Source organism: Pseudomonas sp. PME37.24/025, from assembly GCF_055556615.1.
Map to the genome: position 1 here is coordinate 238,023 of NZ_JBVHNK010000011.1, position 24,000 is coordinate 262,022.

General features: G+C 58.9%; 21 protein-coding genes. 9 read left to right on the top strand and 12 right to left on the bottom strand.

Annotation, left to right across the window (positions count from 1 at the left end):
- Positions 1-37 precede the first annotated feature (37 nt).
- From ACZ3HH_RS21005 to ACZ3HH_RS21020, 4 genes are read left to right on the top strand one after another with little or no spacing between them, the layout of a single operon-like run.
- Entirely contained in the window at positions 38-1,186 is a 1,149-nt protein-coding gene (locus tag ACZ3HH_RS21005; protein WP_465807313.1) for an ABC transporter permease, read from the top strand.
- Positions 1,183-1,986, top strand: coding sequence for an ABC transporter ATP-binding protein (locus ACZ3HH_RS21010; protein ID WP_465807315.1), 804 nt, complete (start codon positions 1,183-1,185; stop codon positions 1,984-1,986). The genes ACZ3HH_RS21005 and ACZ3HH_RS21010 overlap by 4 nt, the downstream gene beginning before the upstream one ends.
- A gap of 1 nt (position 1,987) precedes the next feature.
- Entirely contained in the window at positions 1,988-2,926 is a 939-nt protein-coding gene (locus ACZ3HH_RS21015) for an MlaD family protein (protein WP_465807317.1), read from the top strand.
- The gene (locus ACZ3HH_RS21020; protein ID WP_465807319.1) at positions 2,923-3,549 is read left to right on the top strand and encodes an ABC-type transport auxiliary lipoprotein family protein; all 627 of its coding nucleotides are present in this window, start codon (positions 2,923-2,925) and stop codon (positions 3,547-3,549) included. Before ACZ3HH_RS21015 ends, ACZ3HH_RS21020 begins: the two co-directional genes overlap by 4 nt.
- 118 nt (positions 3,550-3,667) lie before the next feature.
- On the opposite strand, the gene ACZ3HH_RS21025 is transcribed toward ACZ3HH_RS21020, so the two are convergent.
- The 4 genes from ACZ3HH_RS21025 to ACZ3HH_RS21040 form a co-directional block, all read right to left on the bottom strand.
- Positions 3,668-4,897, bottom strand: a complete 1,230-nt coding sequence (locus ACZ3HH_RS21025) for a nucleoside recognition domain-containing protein (RefSeq protein WP_465807321.1) — start codon at positions 4,895-4,897, stop codon at positions 3,668-3,670.
- Between the two features lie 236 nt (positions 4,898-5,133).
- On the bottom strand, positions 5,134-6,465 hold the full coding sequence (gene gltP / locus ACZ3HH_RS21030) for a glutamate/aspartate:proton symporter GltP (RefSeq protein ID WP_465807323.1): 1,332 nt from the start codon (positions 6,463-6,465) through the stop codon (positions 5,134-5,136).
- Between the two features lie 809 nt (positions 6,466-7,274).
- A complete protein-coding gene (locus ACZ3HH_RS21035; RefSeq protein ID WP_003177151.1) occupies positions 7,275-7,439 on the bottom strand; it encodes a DUF1328 domain-containing protein in 165 nt (54 codons plus the stop codon).
- Between the two features lie 82 nt (positions 7,440-7,521).
- The gene (locus tag ACZ3HH_RS21040) at positions 7,522-7,806 is read right to left on the bottom strand and encodes a hypothetical protein (protein WP_465807328.1); all 285 of its coding nucleotides are present in this window, start codon (positions 7,804-7,806) and stop codon (positions 7,522-7,524) included.
- Between the two features lie 440 nt (positions 7,807-8,246).
- On the opposite strand from ACZ3HH_RS21040, the gene algB reads away from it, so the two are divergent.
- Positions 8,247-9,593: a sigma-54-dependent response regulator transcription factor AlgB gene (gene algB / locus ACZ3HH_RS21045; RefSeq protein ID WP_465807330.1), complete on the top strand. Its 1,347-nt coding sequence runs from the start codon at positions 8,247-8,249 to the stop codon at positions 9,591-9,593.
- A 10-nt stretch (positions 9,594-9,603) separates the two neighbouring features.
- Positions 9,604-11,394, top strand: a complete 1,791-nt coding sequence (locus ACZ3HH_RS21050; RefSeq protein WP_465807332.1) for an ATP-binding protein — start codon at positions 9,604-9,606, stop codon at positions 11,392-11,394.
- An 11-nt stretch (positions 11,395-11,405) separates the two neighbouring features.
- On the opposite strand, the gene ACZ3HH_RS21055 is transcribed toward ACZ3HH_RS21050, so the two are convergent.
- The 7 genes from ACZ3HH_RS21055 to ACZ3HH_RS21085 all read right to left on the bottom strand — a co-directional run bounded on the left by ACZ3HH_RS21055 (position 11,406) and on the right by ACZ3HH_RS21085 (position 18,674).
- Positions 11,406-13,022 carry an EAL domain-containing protein gene (locus tag ACZ3HH_RS21055; protein ID WP_465807334.1) on the bottom strand — a complete coding sequence of 539 codons (1,617 nt, stop codon included), beginning with the start codon at positions 13,020-13,022 and terminating at the stop codon, positions 11,406-11,408.
- 73 nt (positions 13,023-13,095) lie between these two features.
- Complete coding sequence (locus tag ACZ3HH_RS21060) at positions 13,096-13,875, bottom strand: N-acetylmuramoyl-L-alanine amidase (RefSeq protein ID WP_465807336.1); 780 nt, start codon at positions 13,873-13,875, stop codon at positions 13,096-13,098.
- Between the two features lie 104 nt (positions 13,876-13,979).
- Positions 13,980-16,010 (bottom strand): GGDEF domain-containing protein, encoded by a 2,031-nt coding sequence (locus tag ACZ3HH_RS21065; RefSeq protein WP_465807338.1) that lies wholly within the window; start codon positions 16,008-16,010, stop codon positions 13,980-13,982.
- Positions 16,011-16,871, bottom strand: a complete 861-nt coding sequence (locus tag ACZ3HH_RS21070; protein ID WP_123356945.1) for an endonuclease/exonuclease/phosphatase family protein — start codon at positions 16,869-16,871, stop codon at positions 16,011-16,013. It abuts the gene before it with no gap.
- Between the two features lie 14 nt (positions 16,872-16,885).
- Entirely contained in the window at positions 16,886-17,527 is a 642-nt protein-coding gene (locus ACZ3HH_RS21075) for a thiol:disulfide interchange protein DsbA/DsbL (RefSeq protein WP_465807341.1), read from the bottom strand.
- Between the two features lie 198 nt (positions 17,528-17,725).
- Positions 17,726-18,337, bottom strand: a complete 612-nt coding sequence (locus ACZ3HH_RS21080) for a c-type cytochrome (protein WP_465807343.1) — start codon at positions 18,335-18,337, stop codon at positions 17,726-17,728.
- A 46-nt stretch (positions 18,338-18,383) separates the two neighbouring features.
- Entirely contained in the window at positions 18,384-18,674 is a 291-nt protein-coding gene (locus ACZ3HH_RS21085) for a c-type cytochrome (RefSeq protein WP_034149449.1), read from the bottom strand.
- 191 nt (positions 18,675-18,865) lie between these two features.
- Here ACZ3HH_RS21085 and yihA point away from each other — a divergent pair, with 191 nt between their 5' ends.
- Entirely contained in the window at positions 18,866-19,507 is a 642-nt protein-coding gene (gene yihA / locus ACZ3HH_RS21090) for a ribosome biogenesis GTP-binding protein YihA/YsxC (protein ID WP_465807346.1), read from the top strand.
- Between the two features lie 300 nt (positions 19,508-19,807).
- Here the strand turns inward: yihA and polA are convergent, their stop codons facing one another.
- The gene (gene polA / locus ACZ3HH_RS21095; RefSeq protein WP_465807347.1) at positions 19,808-22,576 is read right to left on the bottom strand and encodes a DNA polymerase I; all 2,769 of its coding nucleotides are present in this window, start codon (positions 22,574-22,576) and stop codon (positions 19,808-19,810) included.
- Positions 22,577-22,650: 74 nt separating this feature from the next.
- Here polA and ACZ3HH_RS21100 point away from each other — a divergent pair, with 74 nt between their 5' ends.
- Together ACZ3HH_RS21100 and ACZ3HH_RS21105 are read left to right on the top strand one after the other, a co-directional pair.
- Positions 22,651-22,941, top strand: coding sequence for a DUF2782 domain-containing protein (locus ACZ3HH_RS21100; protein ID WP_465807349.1), 291 nt, complete (start codon positions 22,651-22,653; stop codon positions 22,939-22,941).
- A 59-nt stretch (positions 22,942-23,000) separates the two neighbouring features.
- Positions 23,001-23,951, top strand: coding sequence for a homoserine kinase (locus ACZ3HH_RS21105; RefSeq protein WP_465807351.1), 951 nt, complete (start codon positions 23,001-23,003; stop codon positions 23,949-23,951).
- Positions 23,952-24,000 lie beyond the last annotated feature (49 nt).

Below are 24,000 nucleotides of genomic sequence, written 5' to 3' on the forward strand. Positions count from 1 at the left end.
GTCAGGTCTGCGTAATAGCCGAACAAGCACGGAGCTTATGACCAGCAGCACAATGCCCGGCAGTGCCCGACTGGACACCTCGCACAGACCTGCCCTGTTGCGGGTCACGGGTGACTGGACGCTCGCCCATTATGCCGATCTCAGCCGCCTGAGCGAAAAGCTCCGTGGCCAATACGACAACGACACCCACATCGATCTCAATGGCCTCGGCGCGCTCGATACGGCGGGTGCGTCATTGCTGGTGGAGCTGCTGGGGGCCGAGCGTCTGGGCAAATCTGCCGAACACCCCGATTGCACCCTTTCTTCCGCTGATCGCGCCTTGTTGCAGACGGTGTACTGCTCACTCACCGATTTCTGCGTGCCGATCAAAGAGCCGGAAATCAGCGTCGGCATTCAACTGCTGACCCGCATCGGCCGCGCGGTCGACGCGGTCTGGCAGGACACGTTGCAACTGTTGGGTTTCGTCGGCCTGATCCTGGAAACCATCGCTCGCGGGCTGTTTCGGCCCAAGCGCTGGCGCCTCACGCCGATGGTCGCTCACATCGAACAAACCGGTCTCGACGCCGCGCCCATCGTCGCCTTGCTGACGTTTTTGGTGGGGGCTGTGGTGGCGTTTCTCGGGGCTACGGTGCTGGCGAGTTTTGGCGCGAGTATTTTCACCGTGGATCTGGTGGCGTTCTCTTTTCTGCGGGAGTTCGGCGTGTTGCTCACGGCGATCCTGATGGCCGGCCGCACCGCCAGTGCGTTCACCGCGCAGATCGGTTCGATGAAGGCCAATGAAGAAATCGACGCGATCCGCACCCTCGGCCTCGATCCGATGGAATTGCTGGTAGTACCCCGCGTCCTGGCGTTGCTAGTGGCGTTGCCGATGTTGACCTTTCTGGCGATGTTGTCAGGGATTGTCGGCGGTGGCGTGGTCTGCGCGCTGTCGCTGGATATCTCACCGGCGATGTTCCTGTCACTGCTGCAATCGGACATTGGCGTTCAGCACTTTGTGGTGGGGATCGTCAAAGCGCCGATTTTTGCATTCCTGATTGCCGCTATCGGCTGCCTCGAGGGCTTCAAGGTCAGCGGCAGCGCCGAGTCCGTCGGCGCACACACCACGTCCAGTGTGGTCCAGTCGATTTTCGTGGTGATCGTGCTCGACGCCGTGGCTGCGTTGTTTTTCATGGAGATGGACTGGTGAGTCGGTTACCCCGAGCGCCTTCAGAGGCGGTGATTGAAGTCCGTGGGCTGTGCAATCGCTTCGGCCGCCAGAGCGTGCACGAAAACCTCGACCTGGACTTGTACAAGGGCGAAATCCTTGCCGTTGTCGGCGGTTCCGGCAGCGGCAAATCGGTGCTACTGCGCAGCATTGTCGGCCTGCGTCAGCCCAGCGAAGGGCTGGTGAAGGTCTTCGGCAAGAACTTGCCGAGCCTGTCGGAACACGAGCGCTCGCTGGTCGAGCGGCGGTTCGGAGTGTTGTTCCAGAAAGGTGCCTTGTTTTCTTCGCTCACTGTGACTGAGAACGTCGCCCTGCCCCTGATTGAACACGCCGGCCTGAGCCGTGCCGACGCCGAGCACCTGGCGGCAGTGAAAATGGCGTTGGCCGGGTTGCCGTTATCGGCGGCCGACAAATACCCTGCGTCATTGTCCGGCGGCATGATCAAACGCGCAGCCCTGGCCCGCGCCTTGGCCCTGGACCCGGACATCCTGTTTCTCGACGAACCCACCGCCGGCCTCGATCCGATTGGCGCTGCGAGCTTCGATCAACTGATCCTGACCCTGCGCGATGCCTTGGGACTGAGTGTGTTTCTGGTGACCCACGACCTCGACACGCTCTACACCATCACCGACCGGGTGGCAGTGCTGGCGCAGAAGAAAGTGCTGGTGGCGGACGCCATCGACAAGGTGTCGGAAACCGATGATGCGTGGATTCACGAATACTTCCATGGCCCTCGCGGCCGCGCGGCGCTGACGGCCGCTAACAAACTCAAGGAGGTCTGACATGGAAACCCGAGCCCATCACGTATTGATCGGCCTGTTCACCGTCATAGTGGTGGCAGGCGCCCTGCTCTTCGGTCTGTGGCTGGCCAAGTCCAGCGTCGATACCGAATTCAAGGATTACGAAATCGTCTTCAACGAGGCGGTCAGCGGTTTGTCCAAGGGCAGCGCGGTGCAGTACAGCGGGATCAAGGTCGGCGACGTGGTGATGCTGCGCCTGGACCCGAACGATCCGCGCCGGGTGTTGGCGCGGATTCGCCTGGGCGCAGACACTCCAATCAAAGCAGACACCCAGGCCAAACTGGCGCTGACCGGGATCACCGGGACCTCGATCATCCAGCTCAGCGGCGGCACACCACAAAGTCCGACGCTCAAGGGCAAGGACGGCAACTTGCCGACAATCATTGCATCGCCCTCGCCCATTGCCAGGTTGATGAATGACAGTAACGATCTGATGGAGGGCGTGAATGTGTTGATGCACAACGCCAATCAGTTGTTTTCCTCGGAGAACGTCGCGCGCATCAGCAGCACCCTGGAGCACCTGGAGCAAACCACCGGCACCATCGCCGACCAGCGCGGCGATATTCGTCAAGCGATGCAGCAACTGGCTTCGGTTGGCAAGCAGGCCAGCGCCACCCTGGAACAGACCACCGCGTTGATGCGCAACGCCAACGGCCTGCTCAACGATCAGGGCAAGCAGATGTTCGGCAGTGCCGAGCAAGCCATGAAGTCCCTGGAACAAAGCAGCGCGACCATCAACACGTTGCTCTCCACCAATCAAGATTCCCTCAACAACGGCATGCAGGGCCTCAATGGCCTGGCACCGGCGGTGCGTGAGCTGCGCGATACCTTGAGTTCGTTGCGAACCATTTCCCAGCGGCTTGAGGCCAATCCCAGCGGTTACCTGCTGGGCAGTGACAAAAACAAGGAGTTCACGCCATGAAGCTGGCTCATCTCGCCCTGTTCGCCGGTTTTGCGTTGGTTGCTTCCTGTTCGATTTTCCCCAAGACCGAGCCGTCCGATGTCTATCGACTGCCGTCGGCGCAGCGCGACGCATCGGCCCAACACGGCACGCCGCAGCGCTGGTCATTGCGGCTGGCCAAGCCTCAGACCAGCGAAGCCTTGAACAACTCGAAAATCGCCGTAATCCCTCAGGGTGACCTGATCAGCAGCTACAAGGCTTCGCGCTGGAGCGACCCGGCACCGGTGCTGTTGCGCAATCGTCTGCTCGATGGTTTCCAGCGTGACGGTCGGGTGCCGTTGCTCAGCACCGATGACAGCAATTTCCAGGCGGACCTGGAACTGGGCGGCAACCTGCAAGCGTTCCAGACCGAGTACCAAGGCACGGCGGCGAGCGTGGTCGTGCGCCTGGATGCGTTGCTGGTGCGTGGGTATGACCAGCGAATCCTCGCCAGTCGACGCTTTGAAGTGCGTCAGCCGTTGATCGATGTGAAGGTGCCGGCGGTGGTGACCGGTTTTGGCCAGGCCAGCGACCAATTGACGGCGCAGGTGGTGGCTTGGACGGTGGAGCAAGGTCAGAAGGTTGCGCCGCCGCTGAGACCCTGAAGCCACCGCTGAACCCCTGTGGGAGCGGGCTTGCCCGCGATAGCGGTGTGACATTCAACGTTGATGTCGACTGTGCTGACGCCATCGCGGGCAAGCCCGCTCCCACAGGGTTTTTGGTTTAGCCGAAGAACCAGTAACAAACCCCGATCGCGCCGAGAACGCCGGCAAGTTCGGCCAGCAACGCACACCCCACCGCGTGCCGTGCGCGCTGAATGCCCACCGCGCCGAAGTACACCGCCAGCACATAGAAGGTCGTTTCGGTACTGCCTTGAATCGTCGCCGCCACCAGCGCCGGGAAGCTGTCTACCCCGGAGGTCTTCATGGTTTCGATCAGCATTGCCCGTGCGGCGCTGCCGGAGAAGGGTTTGACCATGGCCGTCGGCAGCGCATCGACGAAGCGCGTGTCCCAACCGGCCCACTCCACCAGATGACGAATCCCGTCCAGGCCGAAGTCCAGTGCCCCGGATGCCCGCAGTACGCCCACGGCGCAGAGCATCGCCACCAGATACGGCAGCAGGTTCTTGGCGACGTCGAAGCCTTCTTTGGCGCCTTCGACGAACGCTTCGTAGACCTTCACTTTGCGTAACGCACCGATCACCAGAAACAGCATGATCAGCCCGAACAGCGTCACGTTGCCGAGGATCGATGACAAGCCCGCCAGAGCGGTCGCTGAGAGCGTCGCCAGCAACGCCATGAAGCCACCGAGGGCCAAGGCGCCGGGAATCAGGTAAGCGAGCACCACCGGGTCCCACAGGCGCAGACGCTGCATGAACGCCACCGACAACAGACCGACCAGGGTCGAACAACTGGTCGCGAGCAGGATCGGCAGGAACACCAGGGTTGGATCGGGCGCGCCTTGCTGGGCGCGGTACATGAAGATGGTCACCGGTAGCAGGGTCAGGGATGAGGCATTGAGTACCAGGAAGAGGATCTGCGCGTTGCTGGCGATGGTGTCGCTGGGGTTGAGCTCTTGCAGCGCCTTCATGGCTTTGAGGCCGATCGGCGTGGCGGCGTTGTCCAGCCCCAGGCCGTTGGCGGCGAAGTTCAGCGTGATCAGGCCGATAGCCGGGTGACCGGCCGGCACTTCCGGCATCAGGCGCAGGAACAGTGGACCCAGCGCCTTGGCCAGCCATTCGACGATCCCGGCTTTCTCGGCAATTCGCAGAAAACCCAGCCAGAGAGTGAGGGTGCCAAACAACAGGACCATGACTTCGACCGACAATTTGGCCATGGCGAAAATGCTTTCCACCATTGCCGCGAAGATCCCGGCGTTGCCGCCGATCAGCCATTGCGCCAGCGCCGATACGGCAGCCACGATGAAGAAGCCAAGCCACAGGCCATTAAGCATCAGTCAAATCCCCCGGAAGATGCGGCGAATGATAGCGGGGTAGTCAGAAACGACAAACCCCGGATTTCTCCGGGGTTTGTTTAGTACTGCTAGCAAAAGATCAATGTGAGAGCGGGCTGTGGCGAGGGGGCTTGCCCCCGTTGGGCCGCGCAGCGGACCCAAGACCTGCGAGCGCTGCGCACTCGAACGGGGGCAAGCCCCCTCACCACACAAGCCCGCTCCTACAGGTTTTTGCGTCAGTTGCTGGAAATTTCGCCAACCGGCAGCTTTTCCTTGCTGCGCCAGTGCGGCAGGGAGTTCCAGTAGCGCTGGCCCTTGGCGTCGTCGTACATGCCTTCCCAACGCGAGATGACCAGCACGGCCAAGGCATTGCCGATTACGTTCAGTGCGGTACGGGCCATGTCCATGATGCGGTCGACACCGGCGATGAACGCCAAGCCTTCCAACGGAATGCCGACGCTGCCCAAAGTAGCCAGCAGTACCACGAAGGACACACCCGGTACGCCGGCGATGCCTTTGGAGGTGACCATCAGCGTCAGTACCAACAGCAATTGCTGGCTGATGGACAGGTCGATGCCGTAGAGCTGGGCAATGAAGATCGCCGCGATGCTCTGGTACAGGGTCGAACCGTCGAGGTTGAACGAATAGCCGGTCGGCACCACGAAGCTGCAAATGGCTTTCGGCGCGCCGTAGGCTTCCATCTTCTCGATCACGCGCGGCAGCACGGTTTCGGAACTGGCGGTGGAGTAGGCCAGGACCAGCTCATCCTTGAAGATGCGCATCAGCTTGATCACCGAGAAGCCGAACAGGCGAGCGATCAGGCCCAGCACCACGAAGGCGAAGAAGGCGACGGCGAAGTAAACCAGAACGACCAGTTTGGCCAGCGGCAGCAGGGAGGCGAAGCCGAAGTTGGCCACGGTCACCGCGATCAATGCGAACACGCCGATCGGGGCGTAGTTCATGATCATGTGGGTGACTTTGAACATGCTTTCCGATACACCCTGGAACATCTTCACCAGCGGCTCGCGCAGGTCCGATTGCAGGCTCGACAGACCGAGACCGAACAACACGGAGAAGAAGATGATCGGCAACATCTCGCCGCGCGCCATGGCCGCAAAGATGTTCGACGGGATCAGGTTGAGGATGGTCTGGACGAACGCGTGTTCATGCTGAACCTCGGCGGCAGTGGCCTGGTACTTGGAAATATCCACCGTACCCAGGGTGCTCATGTCGATGCCGCTGCCCGGATGGACCACGTTGGCCAGCACCAGACCGACCAGAATGGCGATGGTGGTGACGATCTCGAAGTAAAGAATGGTCTTCAGACCAATACGCCCGAGTTTTTTCGCGTCCCCTACGCCAGCGATACCGACGATCAGCGAGGAAATCACGATCGGGATCACGATCATCTTGATCAGACGGATAAAGATATCGCCTGCCGGTTGCAGAATATTGGTGATCCACCAGGCTTTTTCGGCACTGAAATGGTTGAGCACTGCACCAATTGCTATCCCCAGAACCAGACCGATTAGGATCTGCCAGGCGAGGCTAAGCTTTGCCTTCTTCATATCTTTACCCTTACTTGCGTTTGACTCAGACCGATGCAAGAACTGAAACGCTCAATGGCGAACAAATCTGGCATCGCCCCCGTATAAGGTCCCCGCGAGCGAGCATTTACAGCTCTCAGGCAGTGAAAAAAGGCGCAACTATTCCGATGCCGCGAAGCGCCGTCTAATGCCGTAAACGCCTACCCTATGCCGAATCGGCATGAGATTTTCTAACTGAAGTCCGCGTCCCAAGCGGTTCGAAGGCGACATTTCGGCGGGCATAAGTGCCGTGAGCCGGCCATTTCAGCGCAGGTGGATGTTTTTTAAACAGACGTAAATTTAGGAAAAAGCCTACGTTGGACTGCGAATTCTCTTCCAGAGGAACTCGGAGCTTTCTCGATATACGGTCACGAAGAAACACCGCGAAACGGTTTGGCGGGGAATATGCAGCAAGAACAGATGAGCTGAATGCTCTAGATCAACGTTTTGCACGTTGAAGCTCTCCGCAAGTCCGTCGAGCGGTTTTGGCCCCGGCGAACTTGCGTCGCAGCTTTACCTGACCCGGCCCGTGAGCAGGTACTCCCTGTACCCGTAGGTCACTCCGACCCTGAAACAGCCAGAACGTCCCGACCCCTTGGTCATGCGTCTACCGTCCTCGGGTAGCGCAGTGGAAAGAAGCGCGGTGGCCTCTTTCGTGTTTCGAAACTCAGTACCAATTCGGATCTTTCTTCAGTTGCTCCATCAATAACTGCCGTCATTGGCCGCCATTGCCATGGCACTGCCGCCCAGAAGCAGGGCGGCTGCCACTGTCTTTAACGAAATGCTCATGTTCAGCCTCGACCGCGGCGGCCAAAGAAGAAGGAAGCAATGAACATCACCAGGAATACGACAAAGAGAATCTTGGCGATACCCGTGGCGGTGCCCGCGATACCACCGAAGCCCAGTACTGCAGCGATGATGGCAATGATCAAGAATGTGATTGCCCAGCTCAACATGGTGATTCTCCTTACGCGTTCTGTTTAAAGGTGCTGCTGGTGGTGCTTTTCCCGGCGCGTCGAGCGCGCCAAGTTCGTTTGCTTAAAACACCCAACGTTCCTGAGGCGTCTCATCCACAGGCTGGGCCTGGTCGACATCCATCATTCGCATCGGGTCGCTGTCAGCCAGGCTGCTGCTGACGGCGCTGAAGTGGGTTTGGGGAGTGTGTGGAATCGACAGGTGCGGCGTCTCTGGCTGCTGACTCTGTTCCCAACGCAAGTACTGTTGGCCGCCAATCAAGGTGATCAATAGCGCTAGCAGGGCAAACAAGCCTTGCTGGAGGTGCAATGGCGAGAGACGCAATTGGACGGCACCTTGGCGATTCATCCTGAAGTTCCTCCCACGCTGGGGTAGTGATCTTTGGGGCGCTGGTTCATTAAATGCCCTGGTTACCCAGATTCCTGCAGCCTGCATGCCACCTTTTTGTTGGTATTAATGCGTTATAAATCAATAAGTTGGATGATTTGTGAAAATCGTTTTGAACGCATCCTGCACGATGGCCCTTCTGAGGTCGTGCGTAATGCACGATGAACTCGCGAAAACTTTCAATATTTTTGGAATTGAGGGAAGGGCACAGATGTCAGAAAGGGACGCAGGCAATCGCCGAAGGACGGTTTATTAATAAAAAATTAAATAAATCAATGAGTTATCTTGTTGATAAGTAGATGGCTGCGCTGATTTGGCTGAAATCGACCACAATCAATCATGCAACTTGCCCGATTTTTTCTGGGCCTAACCAAAATCAACAATTAAAGGAGCGCAGGAACATGGAATCAGCCACGGAGCATCAAGGCCGCATTCTGCTGGTGGATGATGAATCCGCCATCCTTCGAACCTTTCGCTATTGCCTCGAAGACCAAGGCTACAGCGTGGCCACCGCGACCAGCGCTGCTCAGGCCGAAGCCTTGTTGCAGCGCCAGGTTTTCGATCTGTGCTTCCTCGATTTGCGCCTGGGTGAAGACAATGGGCTCGATGTGCTGGCCCAAATGCGCATCCAGGCACCCTGGATGCGGGTGGTGATCGTCACTGCTCACTCGGCCGTGGACACTGCCGTGGATGCGATTCAGGCCGGTGCCGCCGACTACCTGGTCAAGCCTTGCAGCCCCGACCAATTGCGTTTGGCCACCGCCAAACAGCTGGAAGTACGGCAACTTTCGGCACGCCTGGAAGCCCTCGAAGGTGAAGTGCGCAAACCCAAAGAGGGCCTGGATTCGCACAGTCCGGCCATGAAAGTGGTGCTCGAAACCGCACGCCAGGTCGCCAGTACCGACGCCAATATCCTGATTCTCGGCGAATCCGGCACCGGTAAAGGTGAACTGTCCCAGGCGATTCACGGCTGGAGCAAACGCCAGAAGAAATCCTGCGTCACCATCAACTGCCCATCCCTGACTGCCGAGTTGATGGACAGCGAGCTTTTCGGCCACAGCCGGGGCGCCTTCACCGGTGCCAGCGAAAGTACCTTGGGTCGTGTCAATCAGGCCGACGGCGGGACGTTGTTTCTCGACGAGATCGGCGATTTCCCCCTGACCTTGCAGCCAAAATTGCTGCGTTTCATTCAGGACAAGGAATACGAACGCGTGGGCGACCCGGTAACCCGCCGCGCCGACGTGCGAATCCTCGCAGCCACTAACCTCAACCTGGAAGACATGGTTCGCGATGGTCGTTTTCGTGAAGACTTGCTCTATCGCCTGAACGTCATCACCTTGCACCTGCCGCCGCTTCGCGAGCGCAGGGAAGACATTCTGAACCTTGCAGACCGCTTCCTGGCGCGCTTCGTCAAGGAATACTCGCGTCCGGCCCGGTGTTTCAGCGACGAGGCCCGCGAAGCGCTGCTCAGCTACCGCTGGCCGGGCAACATTCGCGAGCTGCGTAACGTGGTGGAGCGCGCGAGCATTATTTGTCCGCAGGAGCGGGTAGAACTCAGCCACTTGGGCATGGCCGAGGCCCCGGCCAACCACACGCCGCGCATTGGTGCTGCATTGAGCCTGGATGAGTTGGAGAAAGCTCACATTGGCGCGGTCCTCGCCACGGCCGACACGCTGGATCAGGCGGCCAAGACCCTGGGTATCGATGCTTCGACCCTGTACCGCAAACGCAAGCAGTACAACCTGTGAGTCGTAACCGATGAAACTGGCGATGACGTTGCGCACCCGGCTGTTTCTGAGTATTTCCGCGCTGATTACGGTGGCGCTGCTTGGGCTCTTGCTCGGGCTGGTCAGCGTGATGCAGATGGCCGGGACTCAGGAAGCCCTGCTTCGTGACAACTTCGTCACGCTGGATCTGGGATTGAAGCTGCGTCAGAGCCTGGGTGATCAACTGATCATCGTGCTCGGCGAGACCCCTGACCCTGCGGCGTTCGAGGCCTCCAGGCAGCACTCCCTCGAATTGCTTGACGAAGGTATTGCTCGCGAGTCGTCCAGCGAAGGAGCCCCGTATGGTTTCAGAAAGGCCAAGGCTGATTATCAGAGCTTGCTGCAGGCCTTTGATCTTTCCCGCGTTCCGGTACAGGTAGTCAGTGATGACGGGGATCTCACGGAAAAATTCAATGCCTTGCGAAACGGTTTGATCTCTGAACAGAAGCGCGCGCTGGAAAACATCACTGAGATCGAACGCAAGGCCCGGGAGCGGGCACTGTTAATTGCCGGCCTGCTTGGATTGGTCGGGGTGGCGGTGTTGTTTATCGGGTTCATTACCGCCCATGCGATCGCCCGGCGGTTCGGGGCTCCGATCGAGGCTCTGGTGCAGGCAGCTGACAATATCGGCCAGGGCAATTTTGAAGTGACTCTGCCGATTTCTTCCGCGGTGGAAATGAACCAGTTGACCCGGCGGTTCGGAATCATGGCCGAGGCCTTGCGTGAGCACCAGGCGACCAATATCGACGAGCTGCTCGCCGGCCAGCAACGTTTGCAAGCGGTGCTCGACAGCATCGACGACGGGTTGCTGATTATTGATCGTCAAGGTCATCTCGAGCACCTCAACCCAGTGGCCCAGCGCCAGTTAGGCTGGGACACCGAGCGTCTCGGCCAAGGGCTGGGCACAGCGCTTGAGCGTCCCGAACTGGATGCACAACTGCAATTGGTGTTGCGCGGCGGCACTCTGGAGCGGGCGCCGGACGACCTGAGTATCGAGGTCGATGGCGAGTCGCGATTGCTGACGTATAGCCTGACGCCGGTCAGTCATACCGAAGGTCATATTCTCGGCGCTGTGATGGTGTTGCACGACGTCACCGAACAGCGTGCTTTCGAAAGGGTACGCAGCGAGTTCGTCTTGCGCGCCTCCCATGAGTTGCGCACACCGGTTACCGGGATGCACATGGCATTCGGTCTGTTCCGCGAGCGGACGCATTTTGCCGCAGACTCCCGCGAAGCCGACCTGCTGGACACCGTCAACGAAGAAATGCAGCGCCTCATGCAGTTGATCAACGACCTGCTGAATTTCTCTCGCTATCAAAACGGCCTGCAAAAACTCACGCTGGCACCGTGCTCCATCGAAGACTTGCTGGATCAGGCCCAGATACGCTTTGCCGGCTCGGCGCAGGAGAAGGGTATTGAGCTGCTGGTGGAAGTGCAGGGACCATTACCGCGGCTACAAGCCGATCAGGCGCAACTGGAACGGGTGCTCGACAACCTGATCGACAACGCCTTGCGCCATACCTCTCACGACGGACTGATACGTTTACAGGCCCGGCGCCATGGTGAGCGGATGATTATCAGTGTCGAGGACAATGGCGAGGGCATTGCCTACGGCCAGCAAGGACGGATCTTCGAGCCTTTTGTCCAGGTCGGCCGCAAAAAGGGCGGTGCCGGGCTTGGTCTGGCGCTGTGCAAGGAAATCGTGCAACTGCATGGCGGGCGGATGGGTGTCTATTCGCGGCCGGGTCAGGGGACACAGTTCTACATGGCACTCGCGATATAAGCCGGGGCCATTCAGGCTTCGTCGTCCAGACGTCGCGTGGTCAGTCGGCGGCCACGGGTAATCAGTTCGATGAACTGCACGGCGCTCAGTGCGTGGGCAAACAACCAACCCTGGCCGAACTTCACCCCTTCGCTGCTCAGAAACACCGCTTGGGCTTCATGTTCGATGCCTTCTGCAATCACCTTGAGTTGCAGGGCCTGAGCCATGCGAATGATGTGCGGTGCCACGCCGCTGCTGGCGGCATCATGGCCCAGTGCGTCGATAAACGCCTTGTCGATTTTCAGGCAGTCCACCGGTAGGGTTTGCAGGTAGGCGAGGCTGCAATAGCCGGTGCCAAAGTCGTCGATCAGCACCTGATGCCCGACATCCCGCAGGGCTTGCAGGTTTTCTCTAGCCACTACCACATCCACCAATCCGCGCTCGGTCACCTCAAAGGCAATCTGCCTGGCCGCTACCCGGTGCGCACTCAGCAGACGCGCTATCACCTGACCGATACGCGGCACCATGACATCGCAGGCCGCCAGGTTGACCGAAATGTACAGCTGCGGATTGGAGCGCAACAGTTGGCCGAGCTGTTCCAGCAGGCGCTGCAATACGAAGTCGGTCATCTGGCGGATCTGGCCGGTATTCTCCGCCATCGGAATGAACAGGTCGGGACTGGTCAGCGTGCCGTCCGGTCTTCGCCAGCGCAGCAGGGCTTCGGCGCCGACGCAGTTGCGGCTGTCGAGGTCGAAGATCGGTTGATACAACACCTGCAGCTCGCCTCGCCGCATGGCGCCTTGCAGTTCGGCATCCAGCGACTGACGCTGGCGTACCAGCAAAAACACCAGAATACCTACACAGGCACTCAGCGCCAGGCTGGCCGGCAGTAGCCACCACCATACCGCCGGTACATGCATTCCTGTGCGTGGGGTGATCAGTACCAGTTGGTATTCGGGGGTGTTAGTGGGCATTCGGTAAATCAGGCGGGTATGGGTAACTTGCAGCGCATCGGGGCTTTTCGGGGGCCAGGGTTCCGCGGGGGGCCAGGGCTGCGCGACACCGAGTACCGGAATCGCCCGGGTGTCGTGGTCAAGCACCACCAATAGGCTGCTCCCCGGAGACAGATCGACCATGTCGGTCAAATGCCCGCGCGATGTCGCAACCCGGAAGTTGCCACGCCCAAGCATCAGCGCGGCGCGGTTCTCATCGGGTTCGGTGGTGGTGTTCAGCCAATAGCTGTAGGTGGGCCCCTTGATGTCCGGCGGTCGGATCAGCGACAGCCCCTCTTGGCGGGGGCGGTTGGAGCAGGTTCGCGAAGTGTCCATGTAAGCGGCTTCATAAACGAAGCGGTAATTGAAACTGACCTGCTGCAGGGTGGCGATCATTTCGTCATCGCAGCTTCGCAGCGGCTGGGCTTCCAGGTCATCAAGGCTTTCGCGCAACTGCCCGAACAGCTGCTCCAGGCGGACCAGAAAGCGTTCTCCCTGGGCGTTCATTTCCTGGCTTTCGTTGTGCTCGACTTGACTCATCGCCACGAACAAACTGCCGACTGTTAGAAGCGTTGTGCTCAAGGCAGTAGCCAGCATCGCCAAAAACCAAGGGCGATAGAACCAGCTATGCAGTCTCTCCCGAGCAGCAGGCATCATGGAATATCCGAAGAATTACCAATGAGTTATAGCTGCTGATTTGGAAAAAGCGCTGACCGTCGGGCGGGCGTCATTATTTTGTCTGATTCAACACCTGAAGAATCGCCGCGGTTTGTGCGTCCGGTGTACCGTCGAAACGGGAAGGGCGAAAGTGCAGCTGAAAGGCTGCCAGTACATTGCGTGTCTCTACATCCAGTTCGCCGGTTTGCGGCGTGGCATAGCCCATGCGGGCAAGCTGTCCCTGAAACCAACTGATGCTTGGCAGTTGCACGGCGAACTGCGCTTGTTGCCGCGCCACGGCCTGCTCGTTCGGCCAGATCCCCAGGCCTTCGGCAGCCAGGCGCTTCCAGGGAAACAGCGGGCCGGGGTCGAGCTTGCGCATCGGTGCGATGTCGCTATGACCAATGATATGGCGGGGGCTGATGCCTTGGCGCTTACTGATGTCCTTGAGCAGGAAGATCATCGACTGAATCTGGGCTTCGCTGTAGGGATACCAAAGACGCCCGTTCGGGGTGTCCTCAAAGCCCTGATTAACGATCTCGATACCAATGGAACTGGAGTTCAGCCAGGTCCGGCCTTGCCATTCGCTTTCGCCAGCGTGCCAGGCCCGGAAATTTTCATCCATCAGCTTATAAATAGTGGCGCGCTTGTCGTCGCTAATCAGGTAGTGGCTGCTGACCTCGCCATGGGTCAGCAATTGCAGCGAAGTCTCCAGGGATGCGGAGGTGTAATGCATCACCACGAACTGGATACGACTGTCGTGATTGGCCGAAGGGTGGCTGGTATCAATTCGGGGGCCGCTGGCACAACCGGCTAATAGAAGCAGCGACACAATAAGAGCAAGACATTTCATGGTGGGAGGCAATACGCGCGAGACAATAATGCAACAGTGTAACGTAATGCCTTGCGGCGCTGACGGCAAAAACGCTCCTTTAAACAAAATGGAACAATTGGCAGTCAGCCCAGTTCTACTCGATTCCGGCCATTATTTTTCGCCCGATATAGCGCCTGATCGGCTCTTTTAAGTACCAGATCGCTATGTTCGCCCGATCTGAAGGCGGTCAGTCCCATGGAAATGGTGATGGTGACTCGCTCGCCCTTGAAGTGGAACGGGCAGGCTTCGATCGATGCGCGCAAGGTTTCCAGCAGTTTCGCGCCCACCGCCGGCACCGTGGCAGGCATCAACAGTACAAACTCTTCACCGCCGAACCTGGCAATAAAATCAGTCCCGCGCAGACGCTTGCGTAGCACGCTGGCGATGATTTTCAGCACCTTGTCACCCGCCAGATGACCATAGTTGTCATTGATGCGTTTGAAATGGTCGAGGTCGAGCATTGCCAGCAACAGGGTATTGCCATGTTGTTGCCATTGACCGATTTCATGCTCCAGGCGCTCGCTCCAGGCTGCTCGATTCGGCAGGCCGGTCAAAGGATCGATCAAGGCCTTCTGGCGCTGCTCTTCGAGATGCTCGCGGTAGCCCAGGGCTTCCTGCTCCATGTGGGCAACCCTTTCGGCCAGGCTTTGCAGGCGGGCTGCTACTTCCTGTTCACGCTCGTCGCGCTGCTTCTGGTGTTGGTCCATGGTGCCGAGCAGGCCTTCGAGATGGTTTTCCAGCACATGCTTGAGATCATCAAGGTCTGCCGCTTCCTGCATGCTGCTTTGTAAGCCATCGACTTGCTCGCGAATCTGCGTGTCCATCTCCCGCGCGGCCGAGCGGTTGTCGGCGTGGCCGTCGCTCGCAGCTTGCAGGTTGCTCTGAAACGACTCAAGGCGTTCGTTGAGTTGCTGCAAATACGCTTCGAATTCGTGCTGGCCACTGTCGGTGATCGCCAGCATTAACGTTGCCAGATCATCGAGGATCGGTATCAACTCGTACCAGTTCAAGCCATTTTGAAGGCGATCGCGCATCGCCTCGGCTTGCGGACGATGGCGCTCGGGCAGCGCCAAGTCATCGAGAAGGCCCAGCAGCGTGTCTTCGATGTGCTTGGCGACGGAGCTGTAGGACGGCTCCGGCGAGTCCGGCAGGGCATACAAAATATCATGCTCGGACGGCTCTGGGTCGATGGCCATCGGGGTCAGTTCATCGGGATTGATTGCCGATGGAGCCTGAGTAGCCGGTAGGGCGATCGATGGAGCCGGCTCTTGTGGTTGCTCGACATTCAGTCGGGTTTGTAACTCCGGTATCTGGCTGCTCGTAGCTTCTGGCTCAAGGACGGGCGGGACAAACGCCACGACTTCAGCCGCAGGTGCCATTGATGTTGGCGCCTGAATTTGCGCTGGCTCAGGGCGCGCAGCGGCGGGCAGGGCGGCTTCTATGGTTGGCAACACCACTTGCGGCTTATCGACGGCTGGCGTGAGATTGGCCATCGCTTGTGGGGGCTCGGCCGATGCTGCAACCGGTTCGACAGGTTGCGGGGCAGGTATTTGCGATTCGGGGACAGCGAGCTGTTGCGCGGTCTCTTCCGTTTCCCTACCGAACAATCGCTGTAAGAAACCCGGTCGATCAGGTTCGGCAGGGTTCTCCAGCAGGTTCAAGGCTTTGCCCTGCAAGCCGCTCAGCTCGCTGAGCAGCAACGGGATTTCGCGAGCCTGACTTACGCGTCCGTCCAGTTGTTTGGCGAATTGTTTCAGCGGCCGGCTCACTTCCCGGGGCAGCGGCAACGCTTGCAGCTGAGAGACCAGCGACGTCAGGGCGGCACTGACTTGATCGACCCGGGTTTCCCGGCGCTGCTCGGAGTCGAGCACGGCTTTTTCCAGGCGCGGCAGCAAGGCAGCCAGGCCGGCGTCCATGTCATCGGTGCGTACGACTTCGCGCATTTCCTTCATGCATTGGTCAACGGCGCGATCGGTACCTTCTGCGGCCAGGGTGCTGCGCACCAGCCCGCGACGCAGCAGGTCGAGCCGGGCGTCCCATCGACGTTCCAGCTTTTCCTGTTGTTCGATGCTTTTGAGGTATTTCTCTTTCCAGCGCTGTGCTTCGTCGCTCATTCAGGCAGGACTCAACGCGGGCAATGCATCGGCCGTGAGCGAACCCGGCAGACGAATCTCTACCGCGACCGGCAGGTGATCGGAAATGGGTTGTGCCAGCACTTCGACCTTTTCAAGGGTCAGGGTAGGGCTGAGCAGAATATGGTCCAGGCAGCGCTGTGGGCGCCAGCTGGGGAAGGTCGCTTCCAGTTGCGGCGCGAGCAGGCCTAAATCACGCAACGGGGAGTTTTGCAGCAAGTCACTGGCATGGGTGTTCATGTCGCCCATCAGCACCTGGTGTTTATAACCGCCGATCAACTCGCGGATGTAGGCCAGTTGCAGGCTACGGGCGCGAGCGCCCAGCGCCAGATGCATCATCACCACCACGAGCGCTTCCGGACCTTCGCCGAAGCGCACCAGAATGGCCCCGCGACCCTTGGGGCCCGGCAGCGGATGATCTTCAATCGCCCACGGGCGCAGGCGGCTGAGCACGCCATTGCTGTGCTGGCCGAGATGACCGAGATTGCGATTGAGTTGTTGATACCAGTAGGGGAAGGCGCCGAGCTGCGCCAGGTGTTCGACCTGATTGACGTAGCCTGATCGCAGGCTTCCGCCATCGGCTTCCTGCAAGGCGACCAGATCGAAGTCGCCCAGCAGATTACCGATTTTTTGCAGGTTGTCGGCACGCCCGGTATGCGGCAACAGATGCTGCCAGCCACGGGTCAGATAGTGCCGATAGCGCTCGGTACTGATACCGACCTGGATATTGAAACTGAGCAAACGCAGACGGCTGTCCACGGGCAACCCCGTCGATTCCAGGTGATGCTCGTTGACCCGTGGATCATGCAGGCCAACGATGCGTTCAGTTCCCCAGCGGCGCATGGCAGGTGCCGCGCTTAGTTGGCGACGGCCTTGGTTGCCGCTCGCTCTTTGGCTACCAGTTGGTCGGCCAGTTTCAGCGCTTGTTCGGCACCGCCGGCAGAGCCGATGTCAAAGCGATACTTGCCGTTGACGATCATGGTAGGCACGCCGGAGATTTCATATTTCTTCGCCAGCTCTTTGGCCTGGATGATTTTGCCCTTGATGGCGAAGGAGTCGAAGGTGGCCAGGAACTTGTCCTTGTCTACACCTTGAGTCGCCAGGAAGTCCGCCATGTCTTCTTTGTCAGTCAGTTTCTTGTGTTCTTTCTGAATCGCTTCGAAAACTGCGGCGTGAACCTTGCTCTCGACACCCATGGCTTCAAGCGTCAGGAACATCTGGCCGTGTGCGTCCCAAGGGCCGCCAAACATGGCCGGGATGCGCACGAAGTTCACGTCGGAAGGCAGCTTTTCAACCCATGGGTTAATGACGGGTTCGAAGGCATAGCAATGCGGGCAACCGTACCAGAACAGCTCCACGACTTCGATCTTGCCAGGCACGGCCACCGGGACCGGGTTGCTCAGCTCGACAAAGGGCGCTTCAGGTTTTTCGGCGGCTTGGGCGGTCATGCCGAACAGGCTGGCAGCGACGAGTGCGGCGCTGATGATCAGATTACGCATGCTTTACTCCTGGACAAATTGGGTCGCCTCGCGCGACCTGTTTTCAGACAGATCCTGGCGGGCTTGGGTTTGTAGTGTAACGGCAGCGGCCACAAAAAAGGGCAGCCAAAGCTACCCTTTTTATGTTTGCATCGACGGATTAATCGAGTGTTAACGTTGCAAGAGATGTACACCACTCGCAACGCTCGATCGCAGGCCTTAGTGCAAGCCTTGAATATAGCTGGAGACGGCGGCGATATCTTCGTCGCTCAGCTTTTTAGCGATACTCTGCATCGGTTTGGTATCGCCGTCGTTAGTGCGGCCACCTTCTTCTTTTCTGAAGTCGGTCAGTTGCTTGCCAACGTACTGAGCATGTTGGCCGCCCAGATGCGGGAAGCCGGCGGCTGCGTTGCCTGCGCCGTTGGGCGAGTGGCAACCGGTACATGCTGGCAGCCCTTTGGCCAGGTCGCCACCACGGAACAGTGCTTCACCGCGAGCCACGATTTTAGGGTCGGCGGCGCCAACACTGCCGTTCTGCTTGGCGAAGTAGGCTGCGATATCAGCCAGGTCCTGGTCGCTCAGGTTGGTCAGCAGGCCGGTCATTTCCAGTACCGTGCGTTTGCCGGACTTGATGTCGTGCAGCTGCTTGTTCAGATAACGCTCGCCCTGACCTGCCAGTTTCGGAAAGTTTGGCGCCATGCTATTGCCATCCGGGCCATGACAGGCGCCACATACTGCGGCTTTCGCCTGACCAGCAGTCGCATCACCTGCAGCATGGGCAATGCCGGAGATCCCCACGGTCAACAGCAGACTCACGATCAATTTGTTCATCAGCTAATCCAACTACGGCTAAGGGTTAAAGAGTTATGGACCGGGATCACTCGCTCATCCAGTGGATGATGGCCTGGTAATCCTCGGCACTGCAGTCCATGCACAAACCACGCGGCGGCATCGCCTTGAAACCCTGGGTCACGTGTTGCACCAGCGTCTCCATACCTTTCGCCAACCTCGGCGTCCAAGCTTCCTGATCGCCCTTGCGGGGCGCCATGGGTAGTTGGCCGGAATGACAGGCACCACAAACACGGTTGTACACAGCTTCCGGATCCTGTGTAGCCTGAGCGCTGTAAAGCGGCATCAAGACACCGGCAGCTAGCAGCCATTTCGTCATAAAACGACCTTTTCAGGGTTGAGAGCGTGCTGCGTTCTAGTGCGCAATCAAGGTCAATCGCTCTCGTGAACTTCATCCTACGCTGGGACAAAGCGCACACAAAATCTGCGGCATTATATACTGGCGTCACTGAAACGGAAACGACACTGCTTGCCGCGTCCATTCCCGGCGCCGCCCACATCGGAAATCCCATGCAACTCAAGAACCCCATCCTCGGCCTGTGCCAACAGTCCACCTTTATGCTCAGCGCCGCCAAAGTCGATCAATGCCCCGACGACGAAGGCTTTGAAGTGGCCTTCGCCGGGCGTTCCAACGCCGGTAAGTCCAGCGCGTTGAACACCCTGACACACGCCAGCCTGGCGCGGACCTCGAAAACTCCGGGTCGCACGCAGCTGTTGAACTTCTTCAAGCTAGACGATGAACGCCGTCTGGTCGACCTGCCGGGTTACGGTTACGCGAAAGTGCCAATCCCGTTGAAGCTGCACTGGCAGCGTCACCTTGAAGCCTATCTGGGTGGTCGCGAGAGTTTGAAAGGTTTGATTCTGATGATGGACATCCGTCATCCAATGACCGATTTCGACCTGCTGATGCTCGATTGGGCCATCGCCAGTGGCATGCCGATGCATATTTTGCTGACCAAGGCAGACAAGCTGACCTACGGCGCGGCGAAAAATGCGCTGCTCAAGGTTCAGGCGGAAATCCGCAAGGGCTGGGGCGATACGATCACTATCCAGCTGTTTTCGGCACCGAAACGAATGGGCCTGGAAGACGCCTACACGGTTCTGGCGGGCTGGATGGAGTTGGCGGACAAGGGCGCTGAGGCTGCCGAGTAAAGCTCTCCAGACAAATATGCAGGCAAAAAAAACCCCGGACTTCATATGGGGAGGGAGAAGTTCCGGGGTTCAAGCTCCGGACCGCTAGGGCGGGGTCCAGATATCTGCCAACACTTAACACAACATAGGAGCATCGAAGGGCTTCACCAGCCATTCAGTATCTCTGAGTGGCGGTTCACGGATTTAGTTCAGACTATTTTCAAAAACCATTGGAAATAATCGATGTCATTTTCCGCACTATAGCCCTTCGTTATTTTGTGCTGCGGTATAAGGCCGCAGCACGGGCGTCTTTCAAGCCGATCAGTGCGCTTCATCCCAGTTGTTGCCTACGCCTACCTCGACCAGAAGCGGTACATCCAGTTGTGCGGCGCTGCTCATGTGCACGCGAATCTCCTCACGCACCTGGTCGATCAAGTCCTCACGCACCTCAAGCACCAATTCATCGTGTACCTGCAAGATGACTTTGGCGTCCAGGCCTGACGATGTCAGCCAGTTATCCACCGTTACCATGGCTTTCTTGATGATGTCCGCCGCGGTGCCTTGCATCGGGGCGTTGATCGCTGTGCGCTCGGCAGCTTTGCGCAGTGCCTGGTTTTTCGCGTTGATTTCCGGCAAGTACAGACGACGGCCGAAGATGGTTTCGACGAAACCTTGCTCGGCGGCCTGGGCGCGCGTGCGCTCCATGTATTCCAGTACACCGGGATAACGGGCGAAATAGCGGTCGATGTAGGCTTGGGATTGTTTACGGTCAACGCCGATCTGCTTGGCCAGGCCAAACGCGCTCATGCCGTAGATCAAACCGAAGTTGATGGCTTTCGCGCTACGACGCTGATCGTTAGTGACAGCGTCCAGCTCGACGCCAAACACCTCTGCGGCCGTTGCCCGGTGTACATCGAGGTTGTTGCGGAAGGCGTGCAGCAAGCCTTCGTCCTTGGCCAGATGCGCCATGATCCGCAGTTCGATTTGCGAGTAGTCCGCGGCCAGCAGCTTGTAGCCTTTCGGCGCGACGAACGCCTGACGAATCCGACGACCTTCGGCAGTGCGAATCGGAATGTTCTGCAGGTTCGGGTCGATGGACGATAAACGTCCGGTGGCGGCAACGGCTTGCTGGTAAGACGTATGAATGCGCCCGGTGCGAGCGTTGATCTGCTCTGGCAAACGGTCGGTGTAGGTGCTTTTGAGCTTGCTCAGCGAGCGGTACTGCATCAGCACCTTGGGCAGCGGGTAGTCCTGTTCCGCCAACTCGGCCAATACCGCTTCGGCCGTCGAGGCTTGGCCCTTGGCGGTTTTGCTGAGTACGGGCAAACCGAGCTTTTCGTAGAGGATCACACCCAGTTGCTTCGGCGAACCCAGGTTGAATTCTTCACCGGCAATGGCGAACGCCTCACGCTCAAGGGCGACCAGTTTCTCGCCCAGCTCGACGCTCTGGATGCCCAGCAGGTTGGCGTCCACGAGCGCACCCTGGCGCTCGATTCGGGCCAGAACCGGCATCAGCGGCATTTCAATCTCGTTGAGCACTTTGCCCAGGCTTGGCGTTGCTGCCAGTTTTTCCTGCAAAGCAACGTGCAACTGGAAGGTGACATCGGCATCTTCGGCAGCATAGGGGCCGGCCAGCTCAAGAGAGATCTGGTCGAAGGTCAGCTGTTTGACGCCTTTGCCTGCGATCTCCTGAATGTCGGTCTTGCTTTGGCCCAGGTACTTGAGCGCCAGGCTGTCCATGTCATGGCGGGTGGCCGTCGAGTCCAGGACGTAAGACTCGAGCATGGTGTCGTAGGCAATACCCTGAACAATAATCCCGTTGCTCTGATCGCCACCGATGGCGCAGTTGGCGAGGATATTGGTTTCGAACTTGGCGTGCTGGCCGACTTTCAGCTTATTCGGGTTTTCCAGCAGCGGCTTCAACGCCAGCAGCACGGTGTCGCGATCCAGCTGTTCCGGCACGCCCATGTAGGAATGGGTCAGCGGAATGTAGGCCGCTTCGTTGGCCGCGACGGAAAACGACAGGCCCACCAGTTGTGCATGTTGGGCATCGCTGCCGTTGGTTTCGGTGACGAAGGCGATCAACGGCGCCTTGTCGAGCTTGTCCAGCCAGGCCTCGAAGTGCTTTTGGTCGAGGATGGTTTCGTACTTCGCTTCGGCGGCGCCCGGTTGTTCCGGGATGACTTCGACAATGTCCTGGCCCGATCGCTTCGCGTCGCGCTGGTTCTCTTCGAACCAGCTCTTGAATTCCAGCAGGGTATAGAGCTCGGCGAGCTTGTCGTGATCCGGCTTGCCCATTTGCAGGTCATCGAGACCGATGTCCAGCGGTACGTCGATCTTGATGGTTGCCAGTTGATAGGAGAGGAATGCCATCTCCTTATGCTCTTCGAGCTTGGCAGGCAGGGTTTTTGCGCCGCGAATCGGCAGGGTCGGGACGATGTCGAGCTGTGCATAGAGCTCGGTCAGGCCACCGTTCACGCCGACCAGCAGGCCGGAAGCGGTTTTGGGACCGATACCTGGAACGCCCGGAATGTTGTCGGACGAATCGCCCATCAGTGCCAGATAATCGATGATCTGCTCGGGAGCGACGCCGAATTTCTCCTTCACGCCTTCTACGTCCAACGCGCTACCGGTCATCGTATTGACCAAGGTAATGTGCCCGTCGACCAATTGCGCCATGTCCTTGTCACCGGTGGAGATCACCACCGGGCGGTTGGCGGCCGCGCTGCTGCGGGCCAGGGTGCCGATCACATCGTCCGCTTCAACGTTGTCCACGCACAGCAATGGAAAGCCCAAGGCCTTGACGCTGGCGTGCAACGGCTCGATCTGGACCCGCATATCGTCGGGCATGCTTGGACGATTGGCCTTGTATTCGGCGAACATCGCATCGCGGAACGTCCCGCCCTTGGCGTCGAATACCACGGCGAACGGGCTGTCCGGGTACTGCTTGCGCAGGCTTTTGAGCATGTTCAATACGCCCTTGACCGCTCCGGTCGGCAGGCCTTTGGACGTGGTCAGCGGTGGCAGCGCATGAAAAGCGCGGTACAGATAAGAAGAACCGTCCACCAGGACGAGGGGGGCTTGGCTCATGAGCAGGATCAACCTTTTCGGCGGGTCCGGCGCTAGAATAGCGGGACCGTTGACGACAAAGGGACAAGGTTATCATGCGCACACTAAATCGCTTGTTGCTGGCTGGTTTGTTTGCAATCACCCCATTGGCTGTCATGGCTGCGGACGACGCGCCCTCGGCGGACCCGGATGTAACGATCCGCACGGAAGGAGATAAAACCATTCAGGAATATCGGCAAAATGGTTTTTTGTATGCCATCAAGGTGACCCCGAAAGGCGGTAAACCGTATTTTCTGGTGCGCTCGGACGGGACAGATGCAAACTTCATCCGCTCGGATCAGCCGGATATGCTGATTCCGTCGTGGAAAATATTCGAGTGGAAGTAGTTTCTTAATTTCAATCGGCGCTGGCTCAAGCAGCGGCGCCCGTACTGGCAGTTTTAACCATGTCTGTGTTCACCCCCCTGGCTCGGCCCGAGCTGGAAACCTTTCTCGCCCCTTACGGGCTTGGCCGCCTGCTTGATTTCCAGGGGATTGCCGCCGGTAGCGAAAACACCAACTTCTTTATCAGCCTGGAGCAGGGCGAATTTGTCCTGACCCTGGTCGAGCGCGGCCCGGTGCAGGAGATGCCGTTCTTCATCGAGCTGCTCGACGTGCTGCACGACGCCGACCTGCCGGTGCCTTATGCCTTGCGCACCACCGACGGCGTCGCCTTGCGCGAGCTGGCCGGCAAACCTGCGCTGCTGCAGCCACGTCTGGCGGGCAAGCACATCAAGGACGCCAACGCGCAGCATTGCGCTCAGGTCGGCGAGCTGCTGGCTCATCTGCATCTGGCGACCCAGGCCAACATGATCAAACGCAAAACCGATCGCGGCCTGGACTGGATGCTGGAGGAGGGCACGCAGTTGCTTTCGCATCTGAATGCTGAGCAAAGCGATTTGCTGCAACGGGCGCTGGATGAAATCACACAGCAGAAGACGAAAATTCTGGCGCTGCCACGGGCGAACATCCACGCGGACCTGTTCCGTGATAACGCGATGTTCGAAGGCACGCACCTGACCGGGTTGATCGACTTCTACAACGCCTGTTCGGGGCCGATGCTCTATGACGTGGCGATTGCCTTGAACGATTGGTGTTCGGACGAGCAAGGGCAGCTTGATGGCGCTCGGGCGCGGGCATTGCTGGGGGCTTATGCCGCGCTGCGACCGTTTACCGCTGCCGAAGCCGAGCTATGGCCGACCATGCTGCGCGTGGCTTGCGTACGGTTCTGGTTGTCGCGGTTGATCGCCGCGGAGTCTTTCGCCGGGCAGGACGTGTTGATTCACGATCCGATGGAGTTTCAGTTGCGGCTGACGCAACGGCAGAAGGTCAGTACGCCGTTGCCGTTCGCCCTCTAAAAGCATCGCGGGCAAGCCTCGCTCCCACAGGGTTTGTGTCGTTCATAAT

Excerpts from the sequence above, each read along its gene's own strand:
- ACZ3HH_RS21005 (WP_465807313.1), top strand. The coding sequence starts at position 38 with ATGACCAGCAGCACAATGCCCGGCAGTGCCCGACTGGACACCTCGCAC.
- ACZ3HH_RS21015 (WP_465807317.1), top strand. The coding sequence starts at position 1,988 with ATGGAAACCCGAGCCCATCACGTATTGATCGGCCTGTTCACCGTCATA.
- ACZ3HH_RS21020 (WP_465807319.1), top strand. The coding sequence starts at position 2,923 with ATGAAGCTGGCTCATCTCGCCCTGTTCGCCGGTTTTGCGTTGGTTGCT.
- ACZ3HH_RS21025 (WP_465807321.1), bottom strand. The coding sequence starts at position 4,897 with ATGCTTAATGGCCTGTGGCTTGGCTTCTTCATCGTGGCTGCCGTATCG.
- gltP (WP_465807323.1), bottom strand. The coding sequence starts at position 6,465 with ATGAAGAAGGCAAAGCTTAGCCTCGCCTGGCAGATCCTAATCGGTCTG.
- ACZ3HH_RS21035 (WP_003177151.1), bottom strand. The coding sequence starts at position 7,439 with ATGTTGAGCTGGGCAATCACATTCTTGATCATTGCCATCATCGCTGCA.
- ACZ3HH_RS21040 (WP_465807328.1), bottom strand. The coding sequence starts at position 7,806 with ATGAATCGCCAAGGTGCCGTCCAATTGCGTCTCTCGCCATTGCACCTC.
- algB (WP_465807330.1), top strand. The coding sequence starts at position 8,247 with ATGGAATCAGCCACGGAGCATCAAGGCCGCATTCTGCTGGTGGATGAT.
- ACZ3HH_RS21050 (WP_465807332.1), top strand. The coding sequence starts at position 9,604 with ATGAAACTGGCGATGACGTTGCGCACCCGGCTGTTTCTGAGTATTTCC.
- ACZ3HH_RS21055 (WP_465807334.1), bottom strand. The coding sequence starts at position 13,022 with ATGATGCCTGCTGCTCGGGAGAGACTGCATAGCTGGTTCTATCGCCCT.
- ACZ3HH_RS21060 (WP_465807336.1), bottom strand. The coding sequence starts at position 13,875 with ATGAAATGTCTTGCTCTTATTGTGTCGCTGCTTCTATTAGCCGGTTGT.
- ACZ3HH_RS21065 (WP_465807338.1), bottom strand. The coding sequence starts at position 16,010 with ATGAGCGACGAAGCACAGCGCTGGAAAGAGAAATACCTCAAAAGCATC.
- ACZ3HH_RS21070 (WP_123356945.1), bottom strand. The coding sequence starts at position 16,871 with ATGCGCCGCTGGGGAACTGAACGCATCGTTGGCCTGCATGATCCACGG.
- ACZ3HH_RS21075 (WP_465807341.1), bottom strand. The coding sequence starts at position 17,527 with ATGCGTAATCTGATCATCAGCGCCGCACTCGTCGCTGCCAGCCTGTTC.
- ACZ3HH_RS21080 (WP_465807343.1), bottom strand. The coding sequence starts at position 18,337 with ATGAACAAATTGATCGTGAGTCTGCTGTTGACCGTGGGGATCTCCGGC.
- ACZ3HH_RS21085 (WP_034149449.1), bottom strand. The coding sequence starts at position 18,674 with ATGACGAAATGGCTGCTAGCTGCCGGTGTCTTGATGCCGCTTTACAGC.
- yihA (WP_465807346.1), top strand. The coding sequence starts at position 18,866 with ATGCAACTCAAGAACCCCATCCTCGGCCTGTGCCAACAGTCCACCTTT.
- polA (WP_465807347.1), bottom strand. The coding sequence starts at position 22,576 with ATGAGCCAAGCCCCCCTCGTCCTGGTGGACGGTTCTTCTTATCTGTAC.
- ACZ3HH_RS21100 (WP_465807349.1), top strand. The coding sequence starts at position 22,651 with ATGCGCACACTAAATCGCTTGTTGCTGGCTGGTTTGTTTGCAATCACC.
- ACZ3HH_RS21105 (WP_465807351.1), top strand. The coding sequence starts at position 23,001 with ATGTCTGTGTTCACCCCCCTGGCTCGGCCCGAGCTGGAAACCTTTCTC.